The organism is Kitasatospora sp. NPDC052896 (assembly GCF_044547075.1).
In the GTDB taxonomy this organism is placed as follows: Bacteria; Actinomycetota; Actinomycetes; order Streptomycetales; family Streptomycetaceae; genus Kitasatospora.
Genome location: NZ_JBITZU010000005.1, coordinates 308,601 through 332,959 on the forward strand (window position 1 = coordinate 308,601; position 24,359 = coordinate 332,959).

The following is a 24,359-nucleotide window of genomic DNA, read 5'->3' on the forward strand; positions in this document are numbered from 1 at the left end:
CTCGGCTCTACCGGAATCAGCCTATGGGTCGGAAAAAATGACGCATAGGTCCATTGGGGTGACTAGGAAATTCGCCCCAGGTGCTGCGAGAGGGACTCCACGTCGTTGGGCACCGTGTCGGAGCCGCGACCGTCCACGATGGAGCTGGAGAGCCGACCGCGCAGGTCCAGCGTGGCCTTCTGCCGCTCCTCCACCGAGTCCTCCACGACCAGGTTCACCACGTACACGCGCGCGTGTTGTGAGCTCGCGCGGACGTGCCTCGTGTTGCGCTGGTCCAGTACTCCCTTGCCGTCGGGCAGGTCGTAGTTGATCAAGTACTCGACTTCCGGCAGGTCCAGCCCGTAGCTGCCGGCGTTGGTGCCGAGGAACAGGCGGCACGCGGGGTCGTCCTGGAGCCTCGCCTTGGCGCCGGCCTTCTGGTCGGAGCTCATCTCGCCGTGGAAGAGCACGTGGTCGCCGTGACGGTCCAGCCGCTGCGCGAGGTAGGGCAGCATGCGCCGGTAGGACGTGAAGATCGCCACCTTCGTGCCGGGCTCGGCCGTCATCTCCGACACCAGGCGGTCGAGCTCGTCCAGCTTCGGTGTGGCCACGAGGTTGGGGTACTCCCAGCTGGCCGCGATGAAGTCGGCGATGTACCGGGACCCCTGCCCCCTGCCCTCGTGATAGGCCTCGGCGGAGTCCATCAGCAACGCGGGGTGGCACAGCAGCATCCGCGCGGCCAGCAGCCGCGCCATGACCTTCCCCTGCGCCCGCTTGTCCTCCTCGCTCAAAGTGCCCGCGTAGTACGCCGCCAGGTCGACCGGCGAGCCGGACTCGGCGGCTTCCTCCAGCGCCTCGTTGAGGTCGGCCAGGATCAGGCGGTAGAACCGCCGCGTGGCGGCGTCCAGCGTCACGCTGCGCGTGGTCTCCGCGACCTCGGGCAGGTACCGGGCCACCTCCGGATCGAGCCGTGATTTGCGGATCATGGCCCGCCGGAGCCGGGAGTTCAGCAGCCGCAGATTCTTGTAGCCGGTGACCGCCCCCCATCCGTTTCTCTCGATGTAGGACTTGTCGAACAGGTCCCAGCGGCCCAGGACCGACCGGTCCACCCACTCCATGATGGAGTAGACGTCTTCCGGCTTGTTTTCAACTGGCAAGCCGGCCAGGGCTATTCGCACATCGGGCTGGAGGCGTTTCGCCTTCTTCGTGACCTGCGCGGAGAACGACTTGATCGCTGTGGCCTCGTCCAGCACCACGGCGCCAAAGGGGTGTTGCAGTAGGTGGTCCCAGTCGTTGCGCAACGCGGCGTACGACATGATCGCGTAGTCGGGGTTGGTCAGGCCGGCGTACTCCCACTGCCGGGCGCGTTGCGAGGCGTCACCATTGACCACCATGCACATCTCCTCGATCGGCACGGTGATCTCGACTCCGCGCAGGTCGAGTCGGCGCGTGTCGACATCGGTGAACCGGGCAAGGGACTGCGCCCACTGCCACTTCAGTGAGGCCGGCACAACGATGAGCGCGTTGTTGATCGCGCCGGTGCCGAGCATCTCCTCCAGGGCGGCGATGGTGAGGACCGTCTTGCCGGTGCCCATGGAGTATGCGACCAGGACTCTTCTTCGGGCGAGGACGTCGGCTACCGCTTCCTCTTGGTAGGGGTAGAGCTTTCCGGTGAACACGCGAGCTCCTTGTGTCTGGTGAAGGGGAGGTAGGCGTTGTCGACGGCGCGTCTGATCTCTTCGTCGGCCATGTCGCCGGGGTCCTTGGCGGTGATGCCGGCGTAGTCGAGGAACCGCATGCGGACTCCCCGGGGGCGCCAGATGCGGTAGATCTGGTCGCGGGCCTTGCGGCCGGTGGTGTCGTTGTCGAGGGCGAGGATCAGAACGCCGGGGCGCCGCCGTAGAAGGCGCATCTGCGCGGCGGAGACGTACGCGCCGTAGGAGGCCACCGCGCCGGTGATGCCGAGCGAGGCCAGGCGCACCGCATCGAGGGGGGACTCCACGAGGATGCTGGTGTGCGCGTGGGGGGTGTGGTAGCCGAACAGCGTGGTGGACTTGGCAACGCCGTCCGGGTAGTTGAGGAAGTGGTGGCCGCCCTTCTCCTGCCAGCCGAGGAGGGTGCCGGTGTCCGGGTCGCGGATCGGGATGATCCAGCGCTTCTCGCGGGGGCTCCACAAGACCCCGTACGCCGCTGCCGCCTCGGCCGTCAGGTGCCTGGTGGCGAGGGCGTCGGCCGGCGGTTCGGTGAACAGCGCCAGCGACGCCTCGGTGACCGTCACCGGCTCCGGCGCGGGTTCGCTCGGCGGCTCTTCGGCCGCGCGTAGCCGGTAGAGGCCCTGCCGGGCGATCCAGCGCAGGGCCTCCTCCCGGGTGGAGGCCTGAACGTCGGCCACCAGCTGGACGAAGAGCCCGCTATAGCCGCAGGAGAAGCACAGGAAGCGCCCGGTCGACGCGTTGACCCAGAAGCTCGGGTGCCGGTCGGGGCGGCCGGTGTTGGCCAGGTGCATGGGGCAGCGGGTCTGGAGCTCGTCGCCGGCATCGCGCAGGAGGTCGAGGCCGAGTCGCCGCAGCGCTTCGGGGACGTCGGCGGGGACCGGGTTCGAGTAGGCCGCGAGGAAGTCCCAGTTGCTACCCATCGCGCTTCTGCTTGCGCTTGTAGTACTCGCGCAGCTTCTGCGCCCGGCTCTTCTCGGGGTCCTTCCAGTACGCGTCGCGGCTCTTCTTGTTGAGCCTCTCGCGGTTCTGCTCGCGGTACCTCTGATCCTGCTCCTTGCGCTTCTTCGGATTCCGGAGCCAGTAGCCCCGCATGTACGCGGCGCAGCATTCCCTGCAACGGCTGTCGAGCCCGTCGCGGGCACTGGGCTTTCGGTAGAAGGCTGTGAGCGGCTTGACCTCCTGGCACAGCCGGCAGGCCTTCGTCCGGGGCTCCTGGGCGCCCTCCGGTGGCTCAGTAGGGGAGGGCATACGCGGTCTCTTCCGGTGCTTCCTCGAACCTCGGCGGGTCGTAGTGCACGGCCAGGAGCGTCTCCTGGGGGAAGGGGGCATGGCGGGCGATGAGCAGCTTCATGCGGGAGGCGGACTCGTCCTCGGTGGGCTCCAGGCCGATCAGGAAGTCGGCGTCCATGGCCCACGCGCTCGTGTATCCCAGTGAGTACGGGCCCAGGCCGTCTTTGCCCAGTTTGTGGGGAAGGCTCTGTGTCGTGTACACCACGGGAAGGTCGTTGTTGAGCGCCAGCGACTTGAGGCCGTGGGAGATGTTGGTCAGCGCCAGCGGTGTGTTGCTCTCCCGGGTGATCTCATCGAAGAGGAAGTACGCGCCGTCCAGGAAGACGATGTCCGGACCTATCTTGTCGATCTTGGCCTGGATTCCCGAGAGTGTCATGGAGCCGGCGCGGTCCTCGGTGAGGATCAGGGATTTCTCGCCCTGATCGGCGAGCAGCGCCCTCTCCAGGCGGCGCCAGTCCCTGTCCGAGGTCTGGCCGGTCAACAGGTCCTGGGGATTGATCTGGACCGTGAAGCCGTCCAGCCGCCTGGCGATCTCCTGGTGCGGCATCTCGAAGCTCAACACGATCGGCTTGGCGCCGAACTCGAACGCGGTCCGCGCCATGCCGAGCATCACCGTCGTCTTGTAGCTCTTGGCCAGCCCCGTGAGCCCGAGTACGCGACCGCGCTGGTGGCCCTGGGTGATCCTGTCGAGGAAGCGGAAGCCGGTCGGGATACCGAGGAGCTGGGACGGGTTCTCGCGCGCCTGCCGGTAGACCTCAAGGCGCTGCGGGCCGGTCTTCGCGAAGTCGATCTCCTGGGAGGTGGCGGTGGCCAAGGTTGCCTGGGTCTGCACCACCCGCAGGACGTCGAGGGCAGCTTGCGGTCCGCTCTCCTCCAGGGCGTCTCCGGCAGCACCCAGGCCCAGCTCGACCATCAGCCGGGCCCGTTCCGTGTGCAGCTCACGGATCAGGTACTCGATGGGTCCCGAACTCTCCTCGGTGAAGGTGAAGTTGGGGTGGTCGCGCAGGATGACGTCGGCGGTGGGTGCCTCGCCGAAATCGGTCCGGAAGGCCAGGATGGTCGTGAAGACGTTCTTCGTGTCCGGGTCGAGGAAATGGTCCGGGGTGATCCCGCTGTCGATGACGGTGGCGAGGTCGCCGGTGGCGGCGATGTAGGAGATGACCTCCTCCTCGATGGTGCTCACAGCACCTCCAGCAGGCTCAGCGCCTCGCCTTCGGCCAGCAGGTCGCCGAGGGCTATCGGGCCGTGGCAGTCGTCCTCCACGACCGGCTCGATGGTCAGCTGCGGAAACGGCGTCTCGCCGATGGTCAGGACGACGGCCCAGCCGATGATGGGCAGTGCCTGGTTCTCGCCCGCGTACTCGATCAGGGCCTGGTGGTCGACGGTGGAGGGGTGGAGCTGGACGGTGATGCGCTCGGGCATGCGTGTTCTCCCTGCGATCAGCGGTTCTTGCGGCCCGCTCGTTTCAGTGCGCGCCGGGCGGCGCGGTTGGGCTTGGCGGCGACCTCGGGCTCGGGGGTGTCGTCCGGGACGACCCGCTCGGCGGTGACGACGCGCGTGTGCCAGGTGACGCCGGGGCCGGGCGCGTGCTCGGGCCTGACGCTCACAGGAGGCGTCCGATGAGGGCGGCGTCGTGCGCGGCGATGTAGCGGCCCATGGAGCCGTAGGTGAGGCGGCGCAGCGGTTCGGGGTCCACGACGTGCAGCACGTCCGGCTCGCTCGCGACGTGGGAGGCGAGGTGGCTGACGGTGGTGGCGATCAGGCGTGCGCAGGGCACCGCGTCATCGGCCAGGCGCTCGGCCAGGGCGGGTGCGACACGTTCGCCGAGGAAGGTGACGACGGCGACCTGCTGGTCCTCCGCCCACAGGCGCCAGAGCTGGTCCACGGCCAGGTCGTTGGTCTTGTACAGCTCCAGGGCCCGGGTGGGGTTGCGGAACCGCAGGCGCCGCCGGAACCGCGTGGCGGTGTACCGCTCGGTGGGGACCGCGAGAAGTCCCTCCCACACCACGTAGATCAGCTTGCCCTCGGGGATGTTGGAGATGTCGCCGTCACGCATGGCCGCCGCCTCGCAGGTCGTCGCCGAGGAATCCGATGAGCCGGGTGGCCTCGGTGATGAAGGACCGGAGGGCGGCGCTGTACCGGCCGCGCCACTGGTCGCCGCTCAGGTTGGTCGTGATGATGGTCGGCAGGCCGGTGGAGAAACGATTCCGCAGGATGCTCTCCAGGGTGTCCTCCGCGAAGCGGCTGCCGGCGGCCAGGTGCTCGTGGCCGACGTCGTCCAGGACGAGGAGGGTGGCGTCCTCGGCGCGGGAGATGGTGCTGTGGGCCCGTGCTATGTAGGCCTGGTCGGCGTCCTCGCCGACGCGTTTCACGAGGCGCTCGGCGTCCACGTAGTTGGGGTATCGGACGAAGAAGATCCGGTAGCCGAGGCGCCGGATGTCGCATGCCACGGCGGCGGCCAAGGTCGTCTTACCGGTGCCCGGCGCGCCGGCCAGCAGCAGGCCCTGGCCGTGGATGCGCGGGTGGGCCGGCAGACCGTCGGGCGTCTTGCGCTGCCGTTCGGTGAAGCCCTTCACCCACTCGATCGCGGCGCGGACTTCGTCGGTGTTGCGCTCGGAGAACATCGGGTGGGCCAGGCTCAGCGCGCGGTGGCGCGGGTCGAGCCCGGTGCCTGCCCACAGGGCGCGCTCGGGGTCCATGTCCGTCGTGATCCGCATCAGGACTCCGGGGTGGGGGGCAGGCCCCAGGAGGCGGCGAAGGCCTCGCGCTCGCTCTGCGAGGCCTGGGGCTGGCTGGACCAGTCCGCGTAGTCGGCCGGGGTGGTGGTGGCGCCGGTGTCGGTGAGCGAGCGCAACAGTTCGTGGCGCTGCCACTTGAAGTCCCAGCAGTACGCCTTGTTCGGGGTGCGGCCGTCCAGGCGCTGGAAGTAGAGCCGGGTCATGGCGCGGCAGACATCAGGGGTGACGCCCACGCGCAGCAACTCACTGAAGATCCCGACGATCGAGGTGAAGTTGCTGAGCTCCAGGCCGCCGGTCCACGAGTAGGTCGGGCACTGGCCGAGGAAGTCGTTGGCCAGCCCGGTCGCCGAGTCCGGGCGCGGGGTGCGGCCCTTGGTGAGGCGCTGGCGGACCTGATAGGCGCTCAGGCGGCGCGGAGTGCGCGCGTTGTCGTCCGCGTCGGCTGAGGGGCTGTCCTGGTCGCCTGCGGGGCGGCCCATGAGGGAGTGGGCGATGGCGGTCTGGTCGAGTCCGGCGTCGGGGTCCTCGAAATTCCTGCGCTTCACGATCTTTCCTCGCGGGTCTCGGGTCTGCTTTTGATCTGCAACCGTCAAGGTTGCAGGATGTAAAGAGACGTAGTCTCTTTACTCCCCAAGCTCTAGCTAGAGCTTGTGCTTTAGCGCGGGCGCTCGAAGGGCCAGTTGAGGTGCCAGTTGCGGTGACACCCGTGCTGTGGCCTCAGTCGTCGGATCGACCTCGAAGGAGTTCCGCGTCGAATTCGGCCCACTGGTCGCGCAGCAACTGCACCGCGAACGTGTCGAGTTGCTCGGGCGGAAGGGACGCGAGAAACGCCTGCATAGGGCCGAAAACGGAGTCGACGCGGACGTCCGTCACCCGCACCACGACTTCCGTCGTGGCCCCGGCCCACGCCAACACCTTCGCTACGCCGAGCTCTTGAAGGTCGGCGACGGCGCGTTTCACGGTGCGCAGTGAACAGCCCATTTCCACGGCGAGGGCGTCCTGGGTGATGTACGCGCAGGAGCAGCCGGTGAGGGGGTCGAATTTGGAGGCGGGATGGGTGATCAGGGTGGTGTAGGCCAGGCGCGCGCGTTCGGGCACGCGGGCCAGGATCCGGTGTACGGGCACCTCGTAGGGCATGCCGCCTCACCGTTCAGTTGTGGGGGACGAGCCGGGTCTGGACGCCCTTGCGGGGTCGGCCGCGTCCGGCCGGCTTCCAGGTGCCGGTCTCGGGGTCGAAGACCTCCAGGTGCGCTTTCCCGGGGCGCTTTTCGACCGGCTCGGGCTTGGGCGCGAGGGCCGCCCGAGCGGCCAGGACGGCTCTGGAGACCTCGTTCGCGTAGGCCAGCACGTCGGTCGTGATCAGTCCGAGGAGGGAGTCCGTGATGGTGAGGGCCTGCTGGACGGCCTGGACGTCCTGGGCGGTGAGCGTCACCTCGGGGCCCGGATCGAGGACGAGTCCGAGCTGGCCGCCGGTGTCCTCCGCGATCTCGGCGGGCGCCGAGTGGTTGGGCAGGTCGCGCCAGTCCAGCTCCAGCAGCGCGCGGGACAGGTCCAGGACCGGAATGCCGGCCTGGAGCGCCCCGGCCGCGACCTCCTGGGCCTCGTCGTCCAGCTCGCCCTCGGCGCTGAGGACCAGGAGCAGGGGGTTCTCCGCGCCGGCGAGGGTCTCGATGAGTTCCTCGGCGATGCCGGAGACGGTACGGACGTCCTCGGGCTCCAGGACGCTGTCCAGGATGTCCTGGGTGCGCTCGCCCACCGTCTCGTCGTGAAGGGCCGTGAAATGCAGGTCCGCCCGCATCGCCCAGTCCCAGACCTCGATCAGGGACTCGGTCTCGTACCGCTCGCCGACAGGCAGGACGGGGCGGATCTCGTAGCGGGCGGAGGGGGCGTAGCAGCCCTCCTCGTCGGCCGGCCCGAGGTCGAAATGGTCGCACAACGCGTCATGGATGAGTGCGCCGTTGGCGGTGCCGGTGCCTATGACGCCGATGGTGACGTGACGCAGTCCGGTCATCTGATCCTCCAATGTGCTCGGCGGGTCGTGGCTCTGATCGTGGCCCGTTTGAGGGCCGGGAAATCGCACGGCGCGCGACGAGTTCTCGATTCACTCGAATGGCCTAGCGGCCCGGATTGTGGGCCATTCGTGTCACCGGCCAGGCGCCCCTAGGGCCGGGGGAAGGGCGGGGTCGATCGAACGGCGGTACGCCGCAGCTGAACGGCCTGGGCTTCGCGTTCACTCGAATGGCGCAACGCGCTGACCGTGTGCTCGATCACGCCGACGACGGCGCCGAGCGCGAGAGGGACAGCGAGTGCGACGGGCAGGTAGTGGTAGCCGGCCCAGGCCAGCGCGAAGACGCCCGCGCAGCGGACCGGGGCCTTGGCCGGATCGGGAATGTAGAGCGTGGCCATGGCCAGGAGCATCCGGCCGAGGGAATCCCAGACGAAGAACACGGCGAGCCCGAGGACGAGAAACTGCGGCATCAGCACAACACCTGTCTAGGGTGCGGGCGTGTACACGAGCTGGTACTGGGCGCCCAGGGGAAGCGACCGCTGCACGGCGGTGTCCAGACGGTATTGGGTGACGGTTTTCCCCCGGTAATAGTGGCTGCGGGTGTCGCCGACGGCCGTGCCGGCGGGCACCGGCTCCCACATGTAGTCCAGGCTCGGGGAGTTCCCGTCGAAGTAGGGCATGAGCTGCCGGCTGGTCTCCACCAGGACGTTGTCGACGTAGAACTCCAACGGGCCGACACTCGCCCACGTCCCGTTCTGGACGGCCGCCTGGTAGTTCAGCCCGTCGGTGTACGTGACGATGTCCCCGGCGCTGTAGCCCGTGGTGGCGCTCCAGGCGCCGCGTGTGGCCGCCGAGGTGGTCACGGACCATACCGTCGGGTTGGCGGCCGGTGGGACGCCTCCGGAGGGCGGGAAAAGCGCGCCGAGATCGCTGGCGGCGTAGCCGAAGTTCAGCACGGTCGTGCCGCCGTAGATCTCGTTCGTCAGCATGGTGACGGACAGCCGGGTGTACGGCGCGGTGCCGGTGAGCATGGGGGTGGAGGTTCCCCGTACGAGGTAGTCGCCGTTGTGCGCCCAGATCGTGACGGGAACGGGCCCCTGGACGGGACGGACGTACGCGCTGAGGGTCACCCAGGTATTGGCCGGGATGCCCGTGATGGCGACGCCCTGGAACGCGTCCGTGCCCACCCCGCACCAGGTGGGCGCGCCGGAGCCGGTGAGCGCGGCCGTGGGCAGGCTCGGGATGAGGAGGTCGCCGCAGGCGCCTCCGTTGAAGCCGCCGGTGAGGTTGCGTGTGAAGGTCGCGCTGACGCTCAAGGGCATGCGCGTGTAGTAGCCCCAGGCGCTGTTGTAGAACCCGGGGTTCTGGCAGTAGTTGAGCCTGGTCGCACGCAGTTTGATGATCAGTTGCTTCGGTGGCTGCCAGGGGCGGGCGGGGGTGGTGCCGGGTGCGGACTGGGCCAGGGCACTGGGGACGTAGATTCGGTGTTCGTCCGCGAAGAAGGTCATGGTGTTGACGGCGGTGGCGGTGGTGACGACCGGCGCGACGGCGGCCCACACGGTGGTGGATCCGAGGACGGTGTGAAAGCGCAGCGTCGTGAAGGTGCCGGTGCCCAGCAGTGTGGTGGCCGGCCCCGTGGTGGTCCGGATGAGGTTGTAGCTGGAGTCGTACTCGTACAGGCGCACCGCGCCCTGGGCGTTGGTGGGACCGGCGATCGCGATGCTGGTGACGACCGTCGTGCCGGAGCTGACCGAGGTGTAGGCCTGGGGGATGGGCAGGACCGCGAAGGTGGAGTAGCCGCTGCCGGCGGCGGCCGGTGCGCCGGGCGGGGCGTTGTAGGCGAGGTCGGCGTAGGTGGCTCGCTGGGTGGCGGCGATCCGGTAGGTGCCCCAGTACTGGACGGTCTGGTAGGTGTTGGTCGGTGGGGTGTTGTAGACGTACATGCCGCTGTAGAGGCCGCAGGAGGCGGTCTCGTTGGTGCGGGTGTAGGTGGCGCCGACCGGGATGGCCGAGAAGTCGGGCGTGTAGAAGACGCGGCCCTCGTAGCTGCTCTGCTCGATGTCCAGCAGGTTGATGCCGGGGCGGTCCACGTTGATGTCGTAGGAGCCGCCCGGTGGGGTTTTCTCCAGCTGGGCGTAGGCGATCTGCTGGGTGGAGTTGGTGGGCATCGCATCCGAGATGACCCGTATACCCGCGTACGCGGCGCGGTTGTAGAGGGTGCCTCCCTGGGCCGGGTAGGTCCGGGGGGCGGAGGCGGTGACCGACAGGCGGACCCACTGGTTCACCGGGTCGCTGGGCGCGTTGCGGATGATGGTGCCGGTGACGTGGGTGAGGGCGGGGTCGGCGTAGCCGGCGCCGCTGGTCAGCCAGGGCGTGACGGCGAAGTCGGCTATCGCTCCGGCGACCGAGCTCGTGGTGAGGGTGATGGTGCCGCTGGAGGTCGAGTTCCCCGATACCGACAGTGGGGAGATCTGGAGCTCGGTCGGGTTGAGGGTCCCGCTGGAGGTCGAATTCCCCGTCAGGGTCAGCGGGGTGTAGGAGGTGGGGGTGCTCACGCCCGGATCCTTTCGAGGAAGCCGATGCCGTTGTTGGTGTTGTTGGTCGTGTTCCCGGTGATGTTGGCGAGTTGGGTCCAGGTGCCGGGCGCGGCGCTGGTCATGGCCTCCACGATGATGGTGGCGGTGTTGACCCTCACGCGCATGCGCGAGCCGTTGGCGAGCGGGGTCCAGGTCGCCAGGGTCGAGAAGTTGGCGCCGCTCAGGGTGCCGGTCGGCTGGTTGTTGGCGTCGTAGGTGAGCTTGGCCCAGGTGAGCCGGTCGCGGGAGGCGAGGAAGTACTGGCCGCCGCCGTAGCGGAAGACGATCCCGTGCTCCATCGTGTACGGGCCGCCGCTCGCGCCGCTGGTGTCGACGGGCTGGCTGGCGAAGGTGACGTAGATCGAGTCGGCGTTGGCACCCGAGTAGACCCAGTTCCGTTGGAAGAACACGGCGCGGCCGGCGCGCATGATGGAGACGTTGGTGGCGGTCGAGGTGCCGGTGGCCACCGTCCAGCCGGTGGGCATGGCGAGGCCGTCGAGTGCGTTCCAGCTGCCCCAGTCGCAGACCCAGGGGATGCCGGTGCCCTGCTGCCAGGCGGCGGGAGTGGACCAGCCGGTCGGCGCGCTGCCGGTGTTCGCCGGGTAGGAGATGCCGTCGATCTCGAAGCGGTCGAGGAGGAGCTGGCGGCTGTCCGCGACGACCGCGTTGGTGATGTAGGCGCCGCTCTGGTCGAACCAGTCGATCTCCATGCGCACGTACTGGTTCGCGGCCGTGGCGGTCCGGTAGTGGTAGACCGTGAACGTGTAGCTGGTGGTGTCCGGGCCGAGCCAGCGCCACCAGGCGTTGTCGGTGTCGTAGCCCGTCGGCGCGTTGTACTGCGTGGGCTGGGCGGCCTGGTAGATGTGGCCGTTCCAGGCGACGACGTCCAGGAACGCGTAGCTGGCGAACGGGTAGTAGACCTGGGGGCGCGTGAGCGGGACGCATTGGCGCTGGACCACGCTGGGCTCGGGAACGGTGTTGGCCAGCGACGTCTGCTGCCATTTCGTCGGGGAGCTCAGGGGGTAGTCGTCGCGCGTGTAGGTCAGCGCGGTGAACACGGCGTTCGGCTCGCCGTAGTACTCGCCGAGTGACGCGGGCTGGCCCGCCTGGTAGCTCTGGGCGATGGCCGGCCCGGAGCCGCTGTCCCATTCGGTGGCCTGGATTCCGCCGCCGGTGTACAGCTGGACGGAGGCCGAGCCGGTGGCCCCGCTCGGGAGGGTGTAGGCGCTGGAGTTGCCGGGGCCTGGGCTGGTGGATCCGCCGAGCGTGGCGCCGAAGGGGACGGTGCCCCAGAGCATCGAGGTCGCGGAACCTCGCGGGTTGTCGGGGCGCGCGTTGATGACTCCCGAGGGGTCCTGCAAGTTCCAGTTGGCCTGCCCGTCGGTGAGCATGTTGCGCAGGGTGTCGCCGTCGGTGAGGGAGCCGACGGTGATCGGCGTCCAGAACTTCGTTGAAGTGCCGGGCGTGATACCGAGGTTGACGCCGTCGCCGGGCACGACGAGGAAGTGGGCGAGGAAGACGTCGTAGCCCGTGGACACCCCGTCCCTACCCGTGACGGTCAGGGCGATGGTCTGCCCGGTACCGGCCCCGAGGAGTACGGGGACCTCGATGAGGGGGCTGAGCTGACGGGTCGGCGAGTACAGGTCGATGGTGAAGTCGGGGACCGGCGTGCCGCCGACCGACATCGTCACACTGCCGCTGGACGGGTCGGTGTAGAACTGCATGAGGAGGGTCGCGGTCCAGGCCACGAGCGGACCGAATCCGCCGCCGGACGGCGGCTGCGTCACGTTGAAGGTGATGGTCTGCGTGTCGCCGACGCTCGGGTTCTGCCACCAGGCGTACCCCACGTCCGTATGGCCCAGGGCCGGGTCACGCACGTAGAGCATCGTGCCCGAGCCGGTGATGGCCACCGAGGACTGCATGTTGTACAGGGAGTACTGCACGGTCCCGTTGGTGGCCTCGTAGAGGACCCCGTTGTAGGTGACCAGGTCCCCGACCCCGACATATGCCGAGAAGTACTGCACGCCCGCATTCCAGGGCAGCGCGCGGGTGCTGCTGAACGCGGCCGTGTCGATGTTCCCCAGTTCGTTGTAGCCCACACTGACATCGGCGTGCCAGCCGGAGACATCGGTGACCAGCTCGGCGACGGTGGCGGCACTCCCCGAGCCTCGCTGGATCGCCATGGCGTCGCGCACGTAGGCCCGGCGCAGCTCCGGCAGTCCGGGAAGGCGGTCCAAAATGCCCACCTGCTGCGCGATCAAAGCGAGTTGCCGATCGGAGCAGCCCAGGATGTCGTTCAGGCGCAGCAGCGCGTCGTTCTCCGACTTCATGACGTCGAAGTGGAACCCGAAGATCGACACGAAGTTGTAGAGGTCATCGTTGAGTGGGACCGAGGTGGCGGTGGTCTCCACCACGGCGACCTTGTACGGCCTGGGGATCAGGTCGTAGATCGTCTGGGTGTACTGGGCGTTCGCCACGGCCAGGCCCACGACGCCGGATCCGCACCGGTACCAGGGTGTCGTGATCGATGTCAGCTCCCACTGCGCCACACCGGCCCCCGGGGTGACTCCGAGCGTGTTCGCGCCCAGGCACTCCCACGTCTGTCCGCCGGAGCTGGCGAGGTCGCCGGGCTGGTAGACCGTCGTCGCCGAATACGCGGCGACGGTAGCGGCCACGAACACCGCGTAGTAGTAGAGATGGCCCGGCTGAACGGTCGCGTCCAGGAAGGAGTTGGTGAGCTGCGGGGGGTTCGTCGTCGTCCCGTCGCCCGCGCTCAGGTCCAGGCATATCCAGCCGTCGTCCTCCGCGCCCGGCACGCCCCATGAGTTGCGCACCAGCCGCAGCCGGGACCAGGTGAGCGGGGTGCTGCCGCTGAAGGCCTGCTGCGGGGTCGACCAGGTCACCTGGAGGGCCCCGTAGCCGGTCTGGGAGGCGAGCATGGGGCTCGCGTCGAAGACGACTTGCCCCGGTGCGCCGTACAGGGTCTTGCCGTAGAGGTCGAGTCCGTAGATCGCCATGCGCGGGCCTCAGTTGACGGGGCGCTGGTAGGTCAGCGAGATGGACGCGCTGATCAGCACCTGGTCGTTGTTCGCGTCGGCCGGGGCCTGCACGAAGTGGGCCTGGATCGTCTGGCCGGCGGTCCAGGCTCCCGACCAGGAGACGTTGATCCGGTGGGCGTCGACCACCCCGGGCTGGACCTGTGAGCCGGCGCCAGCGACCTCGGTTCCGCTGACCATCAGGCGCGCCATGGCGTGGTGGATGCCGGTGACCGGAGCGATGGCCGAGATGATCGAGATCGACACGACGTACCAGCCCGACTGCGGGCACAGCAGGTCGGCGCCGCCCTGGAACATGCCGTTGCTGTCGTAGGAGGCGCCGCCCCACAGGATGGGCTGCCAGTTCTGGAAGCCCGGGGCCATCATCTGCCCGGGGCACTGGACGGAGGCGGCCGGCTGCTGCGGGGCGTTGACCGGGTAGGCCCAGGCGTTGGCCACCTGCGTCAGGTTCGCGACCTGGGTCTGAATCGCGGTGAGCCGGTCGGCGACGGAGGCGTACGTGGCGGCCTGCATGGGGGTCGTGGTCGCCAGCGCCGCCGACGGGGGTACACCCCCGGCCGGGTAGATCGGCACCCCGGCCCAGGACTGCGGGTTCACCCCCAGCGTGGCCTCGATCGATGCGACCTCGTACTGAAGATCGTTGACGTTGCTCGCGTACACCGTGTCGACGGTGTCGGTGCGGACGACGAAGCTCTTGACGGCGACCGGGTAGACGGCGGGCATCGGGATTCTCCTTAGACTCCGCCGCTCGCGGCAATGTAGATGTTTCCGAAAACGGGGATCTCCCAGTCGCGGCACAGGATGTCGGCCGTGCCGGACTGCGGCAGGTCGTAGCGCGCCATGATGTTGATCTGCACCCAGTCGACGCCGGGGGTGGACTGGATGATCTCGTAGATCTGGGACAGCGAGACGCGAGAGCCGAACCCCACAATGCCCGGGGCGAACGCGTTCTGGACGTTCTGCGTGACGGCCAGGACCACGTTCTGACGCCGGTAGCGCTGGAGCACCCCGAGCTGGATCGGCGTCGTCTGCCCCCCGATGTTGATGGGGACCAACGTGCCGTTGAACACCGACACCACGGCGCCGGCCAGCGAGAGCGGCTGCACGTACGCGGCGACCTGGTCCCGCTGGAACTCGGACAACGGCGTGTAGTTCGGCCCGATGACATAGACGGACACGGCCGCGTTCGACACACCGACCGCCATGGCGTCGGCGACGCCCTGGACGTTCAGCGCCAGGTCCGCGTAGTCCTGGAGGTTGACCGCCCTACCCTGCGTCCGGAAAGCCCTGGGAGCGTTCGCCCGGATCTGGTCCAGGCTCTCCGCGTCCGCGCCGCCCGTCATGTCCGAGGATCCGCCCGGGGCGGCTATCTGGATACCCGGCACGGCAGCCGCCAGGTCCACGATCGACCCGGCCGGCATGTTGCCGTACGTGCCCCCACCGATCCGGTAGGACGCGGTGACCTTCATCCCGGTCGCAGGGATCGCCCCGTTGATCCCGTCGCCGAACGTGACGTGGCTGGTCCCCGCGTTGTCGGTGTAGACGGTGAAAATCTGGTCTGTCGGCAGGGCGAGGAGGAAGTCCGTTGCTACCGTCCACTCGGTGCCGCCCGTTCCGTCGTCCAGGATCACGCGCACGGTATCGAGCAGTGCCGGCGTCTTCGCCAGCGTGAAGTCCTGGGACTGCGCCCCGGACGAGACGCCGAGATCCTCCACGTTCACCGTGACGGCCGCACTGGTCGGGGTCGGGGGGTAGAGCGTGACCGGACGGCTGCCCTGGGTGCGGCCCTCCACGACGGTCACCGCCACGGTCGGCACCGGCGTGGTGTACGCCGGCACCGTGATGTCGTCCTGGGTCTCGTAGAAGACCGGCGCATCGAGGTTCTGCTGGAATGCCGTGATGACCTGGGTCCCGGCCGGCAGCACCGTGGGCGCGGTGAGCGAGGACGTCGGAGAGAACGCGACAGAACCCTGTGCGGGCTGCGCCGTGTAGGGCACGTATCCGAGCTGTTGGGCGATGGCCATCACGGAGGATGGCAGGGTGGCGGTGGCCAGAAAACTCTCGTCCTGGATCCGGTCCTGGTAGAAGCTCACGATGTCGCCGAGGTAGCTGAAGATCTCGACCATCAGCACACCGAAGTCCGCCGGGGACCGGGAGGTCCAGGTCGGCAGAACCTGCGTCGCGTAGTTCAGCAGTGACGTGCGGTAGCCGACGTAGTCGCGCGACGTGTAGTCGATCTGCGTGACGGCGTTATCGTCAGCCAACGGGCACACTCCTCCGGTACCGCCAGCGGTACCGGATCTGAAACGTGTGCTGGCTAACTACAGGAATTCTAGGAAATAAGCAGAGGCGCCGGTAATCAGACACCGAGCGAGCTGACAGTGCCTCCGACCGCGACGTTGACGACCCGGCTGTTCGCGCTCTCCAGGCCCGGCACGTCGTTGCGGGCGACCTGCACTTGGAGGCTGACCAGACCCAGCGAGTCGTTGGTGCTCGCGCTCACGCTGGTGATGCGGGCCGAGGGCTCGTAGGCGGCGACCGCGTCCTTCACCGCGAGCTGGAGGCGCACGCTGGCCATCTGGTCGGGATTGAAGAGCACGCTCGCGGTATCCACGCCGTAGGTCGCGCGCATCACCCGCTCGCCGGGCTGTGTGCCCACCAGGGCCTGGATCCGGTCCAGGAGTTGGCGCTGGAGATCGTCAGTGCTCGCCACGGCCCCGGTGGGGTCGATGGCGAAGGGGATGGTCACAACGACGCTCATGTCACACCGTCCTCATGGTGCAGCTCTCGAAGGAGACCCAGCTGATGGCGAGGGTCTGCGGGATCAGGATCTGAACGGCGGCCGACCCGCTGGTGATCTTGCATCGTGCGGCCGAGAAGCTCTGGCCGGAGGACCAGGACACCGCCACGGGCGCGTTGAAGGAGAAGCCCGGGATCATCGAGCGCGGGAGGCTGGCCACAGTGTAGTAGGTACCTGCGGTCAGGGCGGTGCCGGCGGTGTAGGTCGCGACACCGGTGAGCTGCACGTCCGTGCCGACCCAGCGCGCGGCGACGACCGGATCGGGGGTGCCGTTGGAGGCCCAGCCGCTCGCCATGGTCAACGGCGCCCAGGGGCCCGGCGCGACGGCCGCTCCGATCTCCGCCGGGGTCGGCAGAGCGGGCACGACCGGCCTGGAGGGCCAGTAGAGGGGCCAGTTGGGGTCTCCGCCGTCGTAGGCGGCGTACACCCGGTCCCCGGGCAGTACCTGGCCGGCCGCCGCCGGCCTGGCCCAGCCGGTGATCGCCGTACCGTGGATTTGCGGTATGAGCAGGCGCACGCGGCCCTGACCGGCGGGGTCGTTGGTGTCGACCACGGTGGCGGTGTACGTGCCGTCGGTGGAGGCCATCAGCTGTTCACCGTGCTCTGCGCCTGCCACGTGTCGCTCACCAGCACGGTGGGAGTGGTCTGCCCGTAGGTGGTCTGGACCGGGATCGTCAGCGCCTGGGCGTCATCCCGCCCGACCACGACGGTGGCGGTGTAGTCGGTGCGCCGGGGATCGGCGTGGTTGATCGTCAGGCGGTGGGTGGCTGCGCGTACCATCCACAGCCCCGTGTACTGGTTGCCCAGGCCGTCGCCCTCCAGGTCGACCAGGGTCCCCGGCCGTAGCCTCGGGTCGCCGTTCAGGACCGCGCGGCACTCCACCCACAGATACACCGTGTCGCCCGCGAGCAAGGTCTGGGCGTCCGTGTAGGAGCGCGCCGGCCGAGCGTCGTACTGCTGGCGGATCAGCGGCTGGACGCTGGCGCCGCGCACATCGGTGCGGGGCACCTGGAATTGCGCCTGGGCCAGGACGCCCGAGGTGTCGTTCGACGCGGCGGTCTGGTAAGTGGCCCGCACCCCTCCGGCGGGGTCGGTGTCGCCCGTCACCGCGCTGAAGCTGCGGATCGAGCTAATAAGGCCCGGCTTCTTGTAACTCCAGAACTGCGGGATCGAGTTGTCCGCCGTCGGCATCACGGTGGGGCGGCTCACGAACCACAACTGCGTTCCGTTGAGGAACAGCCTGTAGCCGATCTGGTTGGCCAGGTCCGTCAGGAACACCCAGTCCGATGCGGTCTGCATGCGGCTCGCGTAGTGGACCGTGCTGGTCTCCACGGCCGCCTGCATGTTGTAGCTCTGCGCGATGTCCCGCGCGATCCAGGACGGCGACACGTCCGACCACAGCTTGTTCTGCCGGGACTGCATCGGCATGCTCGCCCCGACCAGGGTGTACACCACCGGCAGCACGACCGCGTAGTTGTACGACGGATCACTCTCCTCCGCCAGCACCCTGGAGGACGCGACGTAGCCGTAGAAATCGCCGTTGTCGTCGGCCCACCACCCCCAGACGACGTGCACGGGTGAGTTCTCCGCCCACACCGGCCCCAGGGGGGTGCGCAGGGCCTGGGCGCCCGCACCCGAGGGCAGCACATGCCGGACCGTCAGCTCCATTACCTGGTGCGCGCCCTCGGCCTGCCAGAGCACCAGCTCCGAGACCCACGCGGAGCTCTCCAGCGTCGGCAGCAGCACCTGGGCATGCGGCTGGTAGACGCTACGCCAGGCCACTGGGCACCATCACCGGTGTTCCCGCCGCCGGCCGCGTCCAGTCCAGGACGGCCGGGTTCGCAAGACCGATCAGCCACCAGGCGTCCTCCACCTGGTAGTAGCGGTAGGCCACCGTGTCCACCCGGTCCGAGTCCTTCCACAGGTAGTCCTGGACGACCAGGCGCTGCGGCGTGGGTGCCTGATGGACGATGCCCAGCTGCGGGTTGCCGTCGCGGTCGGTGAAGGTGGCCAACTGGTTGCCCTGGTAACGGGAGGTGCGGGAGATCATCGGGCCCTCACTGGTATCCGGCCGACGCCATGAGCTGGACGCTGAGGTCCACCGCGCAGCGGAACGGGATCAGGTTCTGGGTGAAGTGCGTGTAGGTGATGCCGATGGAGGCGATGTAGCCGAAGTAGCGCATGACCGCGATGTCCGGGAGGGTCATCCACGAGGGGCTGTTGGCACCGCCTCGGAACATGCTGTTCAGGGCGAACACGGTCCAGACCGGGTACATCTGCATGGTGCCGGTCACCGCGTTCGGGGTGATGCTCAACGCGTTCTGGAGGTTCGACTGGTCGGAACTGGAAGAGGATGACGATGTCGCGTCGGAGCTCGACTGGCCGGCCGCACTGGTCTGCTGGGTGGCCGACAAGGGCGTGACGATGCCGGTCAGTCCGTACAGCGCGTAGATGTCCACCAGGACGCCGAGGTCGTGTGCGAGGTTGCCGGTCGTCCCGTCCCAGACTTCGTACGTCCTGTCGAACAAGAGGCTGAACGAGAGTGTGCCACCCGAGGTCGTCAACGGAACGCCCGTGTCGGAGCTGTCCCGCAGGTAGGGCGGGACCATCTGTGTGCTGGCGTCCAGCGTGTGGCTCACGGACACCGTCGAGGGGTTGAACATGAAATTGAGGGTGAAAGACCCCTGCGGGTTGGTCGGGGATTTCTGGCCGTTCTGTGTCGTGCTGGCTGACGTGATGTAGCCAGTGGTCAGACCCCCGTATCCCGGGTCGTTCACCAGTGCGATCGGGGGATAGTTGAAAATCCGCCCGTCGTTGAAGCTGTTGGAAGTCAAGAAGTCGCCTGACGTGGCGGGCGACGATGTGATACTGAAGTCGGTCATCCCGTCCCCTCGCGCGATCAGCTCCTATCGCAAGAGTGTCGAGATGTACTTTTCTCCGAGTAATTTCCAGAGTCGGGGCTACCTGCCGCCCATCAGCGCCTTGATCCTGTCGTCGGCCGAGACAAAATCGACGAAACTCTTCGCCGCAGCCTTCGCGCCGTCCGCAGACGTCGAGGGCATCTGCACCGTGATGCTGCCGGGGCTGAAGTTGATCGTCACCGCGCCGCTCGTCGGCTTCGTGCCCAGGGTGGAGCCCATCAGGGCCTGACGCATGGACTGCGCCGCTCCCTGAGGGAGCACCATCTCGCCCGGGTGCAGCTGTGCGGTCTGCGTCGTCGGCACATCCCAGGCCCCCGCCGAGTATCCCTTCGGCGGCAGATCAGGATTGGCCTGCTGGACATTCTGGATCCCGTTGTAGCGCTTTTTGATGTAGTTGATCGCGGCGGCGGCATCCGCCTCCGGATTGAATATGTCGTCGGGTAGCGACGAGACCCGGTTCGCCTCAAATGTGCTCTTGATCGTCTGGAAGAGGCCACGGCTGGGGTCGCCGGCAGCGGCATTGGAATCCCAATCGTTCTCCGAATTCGGGTTGTACCCGGACTCCCGAAAGGCGATGGTCGTCAGGCCTCTGGCCCAGTCCGCACCCGACACTCCGGTCAGCGCCATCGCGGCGGCGATGGCGTCCTTGATACTCGCGGGAGGCGCCGGAATCGTCTGGTTCTTGCCCGTGATGGCGCCCCAGTCGTAATCGCCCGAGGAGGCGCCGGCCGGGTCCCCCGGGGAGTTCGCGGCCGTGGCGTTCTGTGCGGGCGGGGAGTCCCCGGCGCTGCCCGACCAGGCCCCGCCACCGGCCAGCGCCGCCGCCAGGGCATCAATCTCGGCGTGACCGTCCAGGGCCGTGAACCCGGCACCGACGCTGTCGCCACCCTGCGTCGTCTGCGCATTCCCGGGCACCCCGCCACCGAGGAGGTTCGACGTGACGGGCTGTCCGCCCGCCGCCACACGGCGCGCGAACTTCCAACTCGGATCCTGGCTGATCTTCTCGTACTTGACCACGGTGCCCGTGTGTGGAGCCTCCACCACCGTGTCCGGGCCCGTCACCATACCGACATGACCGGCGTTCCCCGGACTGCCGTAGAAGATCAAGTCACCGGGCTGGGCGTCAGCGACCGAGCCCAGCAGCGCCCCGACCGTGGACTGCTCCTCACTCGTACGCGGCAGACTGACCCCGCCAGCCTTCCACGCCGCCTGGACGAAACTGGAGCAGTCCCACGAGTCCGGACCATTGGAGCCGTACACATACGGCTTGCCGAGCTGCTGCTCCGCGAACGAGAGAGCCGCCGAGGCGCTCCCACTCACCGGACCCGACCCCACCGACGACGCGGGCCCCGAGCTCTGACCCGGCCCGGACGTACTGGACCCCTGCGCACCCTTGCCCTTCGCGCTCTGCTTGGGCGGCCCGAAGATCTGGTTGATCAGCGGCTCGTACAGCTTGGCCGGCGCCTGGCCGACCGCGCTGATCCCGTTCATCACCTGCCCGAGGATGCTCGGGTTCTTACTGGTGTCGACCTTGTCCGCGCCCCCCAGCGCGTAGCCGGCCACACCGGCCGCACCGCCCTGCTGGTAGGCGCCCGCGATGCCGGCGAACGGGCCGAGCACCTTCGACAGGAGCCCGTAGATGTCCGTCAGCGTGTTCGCCGAGGACTTCGCCGCGTCCAGGTAGTCCGCCGAATCCGACAGATAACCGTTGGCCTGCTTGCCCTGCATCAAGTTCTTGGCCGCCGACAGGGTGTCCCCGAAGCCGTACTGCGTCAGCGTCTTCAGCGCAGCCTGCCCCGCCGAGCTGTCCGGCGAGGTCGAGGCCGTGTTCAACAGGTTCTGCGCCTGCGACATCGTCATCTTCGCCAGCCCCGAACCGGAGGGCGAGGTGAGTTTGTTCTCCGCAGCCCAATAGTTCCCGATCGCCTGCTGCTGCTGACCCGACAGCCCGATCTGCGCACCGAACGTGGCCAGCGACGTGGCCAGGGTGCCGCCCTGCGCCATCTCCGCCTTGAACCCCGTCTGGGACAGGTTCTGGAAGCCGCCGATGTTCGCATTCACCTTGTTCGCCAAGGAGTTCATGGTGTCCATCGGGGTCCGCTGCCCACCACCGGCGAACCTCGGGGTGGCCAAGCCGTACATCTGCGACGTGTAGAAGGCCTGCGCGGTGCCGAACGTCCCCTGGAGCCGCGCCATGTCCTGCATGGTCATGCCCGGGTTGACCATCGCCATGCTGGAGGCGGCGGTCATCATCGTCCCGTAATTGCGCTGGTACGCCTGCTGGTTGATGGTCAGCGCCGCACCGAACAGGTCGGACGGCCCACTGGCCCAATACTGGCCGCCGTACTGCTGCACCGTCCCGCCGTACGCGGCGGCCAGCCGACCACCCGACAGACCGTTCGTCGGGTTCCACAGCGCCGCCTGCCGCGTGTAGGCGTCCAGGCTCGTGCTGTAGTCGGCCTGGCTGCCCATGTAGCTCGTGGCCATCGAACCGACCACCTGGGCTCCGGCTCGCACGAGCTGGCCCCCGACCTGCGCCAGGCGCCCCCGCGACAGCGGGCCGGCACCGGGACCAGGCGCCGTCGGCCGGTTGATCAGGTTCCCGCCGAACGCCCCGTAGGCGAACTGGTGCAGGTTCGAGCTGCCCCGGCTCTGCGTGGTCAGGTTCGACGTGGCGGTGCGCAGCGCGGCCGGCGCCCGGAGCTGGGCCTGCGCACTCGCCGAGGAGCCCATCGTGGCCTGGCCACCGGCCCCACCACTGCCAGCAGTGGCACCCCCGTACCCGGGCGCCGACCCTGAACGCGTGGCGCCCTGCTTGATGGCGTCGGCGGCCTGCTTGAAGGCGTCCACCGCCGTCTTGAACTGATCAACCGCGCTCTGGAAGGCGTTGGTTCCAAGGACCGTCCCGGCCGCGAGGCTGGGCGTCCCCGCGCTCGAAGAGCCGCCGGGCGGCGGTGTGGTCACTACGTCCTCCGTGCCTCAGAGCGGACGACCGGGCGAGAGGCGGCGTTCGCGAGCGCCGCGTGGTGGGCCTTGCCGACCAGATGCAGCATGTGCGTTCCGATCGCGGCGATCCGCTTACGGGTGTGCTCCTCATGCCGCACCGCCTCCCGGTGCTGCTTCTCGGACTCCCGGTGCACCTTGTCGGCATGCCGTTGCAGGAGCCGGGCCGAGCGTTCCAGCTCCCGCCGGGTCGACCTCTTGGCCTTCAAACGGTCCTGGTGAGCGCGCGTCGCCTTCCGCTCCGCACTGTTCGCCTGGCTTACGGCCTTCTTCGCGGACTGCGCCTTCTTGGTCGCGGACTTGACACGCTTGGCGGAGGTCGCCGTGGTCTTCGAGGCGCGAGCCTTGGCCGCTTCGTCCGCAACCTGCGCCTTCTTCTTGGCCGCCTCGACCTGAGCCTTCCCCTTCGCCGCCTCCTGGGCGTGCGTCCTCTTCGCGGCGTCCAGGGCGACGCCGGACCGCTCGGTCTGCGAGCCGGACTTGGCCATCTCGGCGGAGGTCTTCAGGACACGGCGGTCGGCTGCCTTCTTCGCGCGCCCGGCCGCTCGCGCCGCCCGCGAATTCGGGTTCTTGGCCTTCTCGTCCTGATGGACAGCCTTGGCCACCCGCTGATGATGGAGCGCCTTCTGGTGCTCGGCCCTGTTGATCCGGTGCTCAGCCCTGTTGGTCGTGTGGGCCGCTTCCGCCTTCTCCTTGGCCGCCGCAGCAGCCCTCATCTCGGGGCGCGAGGCCGCACTCTTCTCGGCCTCAGCGACCTTCTTACGGCCGGCCTCCCGCTGCGCCGCCACGTGCTCGCGGCCCTGCTCCTGAAGGTACGCGTGGTGGCCCTGCACCCGTTCACGCTCGGCCTGCGTAGCCGCGTGGTGTGCCCGAGCGCTCTCAGCGGTGTGCGAGGCCTGCCCAGCAGCCAGGTGGGAGGTGGCACCCTGCATGAAGTGCGCCATCCGGCCGGTCGGCGCCGCGCTCGGCGTGAAGCGCGGCTTGGACGGCGGAGTGCTCATGTCCGCTGCGCCTCCGAGACCGGCGCGGCGTTGGACTGCGCGGATGTGCTGGAGCCCGACTTGCCCGAGCCACCGAACTGCATGCTGTTCATGATGCGACCGAGAAATCCGCTGCCGTCAGCGGCTGCCTCCGCCGACGCGCTCTCAGCTGCCGCACCGCCGGCCGCATCCGCAGCCCCAGCCTCAGCCAGAGGAGCCAGGAACGCCATGGTCACCACCCCATTCTGATAGCCCTAAAAGAAGTGTAGAAAGGCCGAAAAAACTCAGCGCTGCCAATACCAGAGCGCTTTTCTCACCCAGTGCCGCCGCTCCCGTATCGACAACTTCCGGCTCTCCCAGGGCGGCCACGCGTAGCGCTGGGCAAGAATCTCGAAGTCGCGGTAGGCGGAGGCGTAATCAGAGTCCACGAAACAGGAGCGGCAGCCTCAGCGCCAGCGGGACCTCCTGCCCGCACGGCTCATGTACGAAGGAGGCCTGGTCGAAGCGCGGCCCTGGCTGGGTCGCGCTCATGAACTCCAGGATCGTCTGCCGGTCAGCCATCGACATCGACCGCACCAGGGCGGTCGACCCCCGCTGGACGTCCCCGTCCGGGTACTCGACCCGCAGGATGCAGCGCCGGAGTATCTCGCTGTTCTGCTGCGCGGCGTTGGCGTCCTTGAGGGCGAGCACCGCGTTCTGATCCTTGCCGGCCGGCAGGCGCACATGGGCCGTGGCGCCCTTGCGCAGGCTGACCGCGTACTCGGTGCGTGTCGGGTCTTCGAGGTGGACGACCGGTACGTCATCCAGGGACAGCGACAGGTCGGTGGTCTCGCCGCAGTGCGGACACGGCAGGCCCTGGAACTCCACCGTGTCACCGAAGGAGGCCCGGCGGATCGCGAGGATCAGCGCCTCACGGTCGCCCATGAGCAGCTCGTCGCAGACCTGCCGGCTCATGAACTGCTCGCCGACGGTGCGCACTCCGCGCATCACGATGGTGTCGAGTTTGCGGGGCCAGTTGTTCCCGAGGCGGGCCAGGGCCTCCTCGTCCTCTCCGTTGAGCTCGCGGACCTCGGCGGTGCGCAGCCACTCACCATCGCGCTGGATCCCCTGCTCCAGCTCCACGTAGGTGTCCGGGGGCGGGCCGATGACCGGCTCGTCGCTAAGCCGGTCGGCGGCGAGTACGGCCTTGCTCGCAGCCACCGCCTGTTCGGGGTTGTGGTGGCCGCTGATCGCGGGGGCGCCGAATGTGTCGAAGTCGGGGAGCTGGGGGGCCATGTCTTGTCCCTGTTCGTG

The 24,359-nt window shown here is 68.4% G+C and carries 25 protein-coding genes; all 25 read right to left on the minus strand.

All coding sequences use genetic code 11. The annotated features are described in order from the left end of the window. Nucleotides 1-62: 62 nt before the first annotated feature. Nucleotides 63-1,658, minus strand: coding sequence for a DEAD/DEAH box helicase (locus ACIGXM_RS14175; RefSeq protein ID WP_396560441.1), 1,596 nt, complete (start codon nt 1,656-1,658; stop codon nt 63-65). After that, a complete protein-coding gene (locus tag ACIGXM_RS14180; protein ID WP_396560443.1) occupies nt 1,616-2,614 on the minus strand; it encodes a toprim domain-containing protein in 999 nt (332 codons plus the stop codon). The genes ACIGXM_RS14175 and ACIGXM_RS14180 overlap by 43 nt, the downstream gene beginning before the upstream one ends. Next, entirely contained in the window at nt 2,607-2,942 is a 336-nt protein-coding gene (locus ACIGXM_RS14185) for a hypothetical protein (protein WP_396560445.1), read from the minus strand. Before ACIGXM_RS14185 ends, ACIGXM_RS14180 begins: the two co-directional genes overlap by 8 nt. Then, nucleotides 2,926-4,167, minus strand: coding sequence for a DnaB-like helicase C-terminal domain-containing protein (locus ACIGXM_RS14190; RefSeq protein ID WP_396560447.1), 1,242 nt, complete (start codon nt 4,165-4,167; stop codon nt 2,926-2,928). The genes ACIGXM_RS14185 and ACIGXM_RS14190 overlap by 17 nt, the downstream gene beginning before the upstream one ends. Next, nucleotides 4,164-4,406, minus strand: a complete 243-nt coding sequence (locus ACIGXM_RS14195; protein ID WP_396560449.1) for a hypothetical protein — start codon at nt 4,404-4,406, stop codon at nt 4,164-4,166. Before ACIGXM_RS14195 ends, ACIGXM_RS14190 begins: the two co-directional genes overlap by 4 nt. Nucleotides 4,407-4,423: 17 nt before the next feature. Continuing rightward, nucleotides 4,424-4,591, minus strand: a complete 168-nt coding sequence (locus ACIGXM_RS14200) for a hypothetical protein (RefSeq protein ID WP_396560451.1) — start codon at nt 4,589-4,591, stop codon at nt 4,424-4,426. Next, nucleotides 4,588-5,040: a hypothetical protein gene (locus ACIGXM_RS14205; RefSeq protein WP_396560453.1), complete on the minus strand. Its 453-nt coding sequence runs from the start codon at nt 5,038-5,040 to the stop codon at nt 4,588-4,590. Before ACIGXM_RS14205 ends, ACIGXM_RS14200 begins: the two co-directional genes overlap by 4 nt. Then, on the minus strand, nt 5,033-5,701 hold the full coding sequence (locus ACIGXM_RS14210) for an ATP-binding protein (protein ID WP_396560455.1): 669 nt from the start codon (nt 5,699-5,701) through the stop codon (nt 5,033-5,035). The genes ACIGXM_RS14205 and ACIGXM_RS14210 overlap by 8 nt, the downstream gene beginning before the upstream one ends. Continuing rightward, on the minus strand, nt 5,701-6,267 hold the full coding sequence (locus ACIGXM_RS14215; RefSeq protein ID WP_396560457.1) for a hypothetical protein: 567 nt from the start codon (nt 6,265-6,267) through the stop codon (nt 5,701-5,703). Before ACIGXM_RS14215 ends, ACIGXM_RS14210 begins: the two co-directional genes overlap by 1 nt. A 172-nt stretch (nt 6,268-6,439) precedes the next feature. Beyond that, the gene (locus ACIGXM_RS14220; RefSeq protein ID WP_396560459.1) at nt 6,440-6,859 is read right to left on the minus strand and encodes a hypothetical protein; all 420 of its coding nucleotides are present in this window, start codon (nt 6,857-6,859) and stop codon (nt 6,440-6,442) included. Nucleotides 6,860-6,872: 13 nt separating this feature from the next. Then, nucleotides 6,873-7,733 carry a hypothetical protein gene (locus ACIGXM_RS14225; RefSeq protein ID WP_396560461.1) on the minus strand — a complete coding sequence of 287 codons (861 nt, stop codon included), beginning with the start codon at nt 7,731-7,733 and terminating at the stop codon, nt 6,873-6,875. 149 nt (nt 7,734-7,882) lie between these two features. Next, entirely contained in the window at nt 7,883-8,200 is a 318-nt protein-coding gene (locus ACIGXM_RS14230; RefSeq protein ID WP_396560462.1) for a hypothetical protein, read from the minus strand. A gap of 15 nt (nt 8,201-8,215) precedes the next feature. Further along, the gene (locus ACIGXM_RS14235; protein ID WP_396560464.1) at nt 8,216-10,285 is read right to left on the minus strand and encodes a hypothetical protein; all 2,070 of its coding nucleotides are present in this window, start codon (nt 10,283-10,285) and stop codon (nt 8,216-8,218) included. Continuing rightward, nucleotides 10,282-13,323 (minus strand): hypothetical protein, encoded by a 3,042-nt coding sequence (locus tag ACIGXM_RS14240; RefSeq protein ID WP_396560466.1) that lies wholly within the window; start codon nt 13,321-13,323, stop codon nt 10,282-10,284. Before ACIGXM_RS14240 ends, ACIGXM_RS14235 begins: the two co-directional genes overlap by 4 nt. A gap of 9 nt (nt 13,324-13,332) precedes the next feature. After that, entirely contained in the window at nt 13,333-14,085 is a 753-nt protein-coding gene (locus ACIGXM_RS14245; RefSeq protein ID WP_396560468.1) for a hypothetical protein, read from the minus strand. An 11-nt stretch (nt 14,086-14,096) separates the two neighbouring features. Next, entirely contained in the window at nt 14,097-15,626 is a 1,530-nt protein-coding gene (locus ACIGXM_RS14250) for a baseplate J/gp47 family protein (protein ID WP_396560470.1), read from the minus strand. Between the two features lie 95 nt (nt 15,627-15,721). Further along, nucleotides 15,722-16,123 carry a GPW/gp25 family protein gene (locus ACIGXM_RS14255; protein ID WP_396560472.1) on the minus strand — a complete coding sequence of 134 codons (402 nt, stop codon included), beginning with the start codon at nt 16,121-16,123 and terminating at the stop codon, nt 15,722-15,724. A 1-nt stretch (nt 16,124) separates the two neighbouring features. Further along, entirely contained in the window at nt 16,125-16,748 is a 624-nt protein-coding gene (locus ACIGXM_RS14260; RefSeq protein WP_396560474.1) for a phage baseplate assembly protein V, read from the minus strand. Continuing rightward, a complete protein-coding gene (locus ACIGXM_RS14265; protein WP_396560476.1) occupies nt 16,748-17,944 on the minus strand; it encodes a hypothetical protein in 1,197 nt (398 codons plus the stop codon). The genes ACIGXM_RS14260 and ACIGXM_RS14265 overlap by 1 nt, the downstream gene beginning before the upstream one ends. Then, complete coding sequence (locus ACIGXM_RS14270; RefSeq protein WP_396560478.1) at nt 17,931-18,212, minus strand: hypothetical protein; 282 nt, start codon at nt 18,210-18,212, stop codon at nt 17,931-17,933. Before ACIGXM_RS14270 ends, ACIGXM_RS14265 begins: the two co-directional genes overlap by 14 nt. A 7-nt stretch (nt 18,213-18,219) precedes the next feature. Then, nucleotides 18,220-19,044: a hypothetical protein gene (locus ACIGXM_RS14275; protein ID WP_396560480.1), complete on the minus strand. Its 825-nt coding sequence runs from the start codon at nt 19,042-19,044 to the stop codon at nt 18,220-18,222. A 78-nt stretch (nt 19,045-19,122) separates the two neighbouring features. Beyond that, a complete protein-coding gene (locus ACIGXM_RS14280; RefSeq protein WP_396560482.1) occupies nt 19,123-22,047 on the minus strand; it encodes an NlpC/P60 family protein in 2,925 nt (974 codons plus the stop codon). Next, nucleotides 22,047-23,087 carry a hypothetical protein gene (locus ACIGXM_RS14285; RefSeq protein ID WP_396560484.1) on the minus strand — a complete coding sequence of 347 codons (1,041 nt, stop codon included), beginning with the start codon at nt 23,085-23,087 and terminating at the stop codon, nt 22,047-22,049. Before ACIGXM_RS14285 ends, ACIGXM_RS14280 begins: the two co-directional genes overlap by 1 nt. After that, nucleotides 23,084-23,302, minus strand: coding sequence for a hypothetical protein (locus tag ACIGXM_RS14290; RefSeq protein WP_396560486.1), 219 nt, complete (start codon nt 23,300-23,302; stop codon nt 23,084-23,086). The genes ACIGXM_RS14285 and ACIGXM_RS14290 overlap by 4 nt, the downstream gene beginning before the upstream one ends. Before the next feature lie 181 nt (nt 23,303-23,483). Next, nucleotides 23,484-24,341 carry a hypothetical protein gene (locus ACIGXM_RS14295; RefSeq protein ID WP_396560488.1) on the minus strand — a complete coding sequence of 286 codons (858 nt, stop codon included), beginning with the start codon at nt 24,339-24,341 and terminating at the stop codon, nt 23,484-23,486. Nucleotides 24,342-24,359 lie beyond the last annotated feature (18 nt).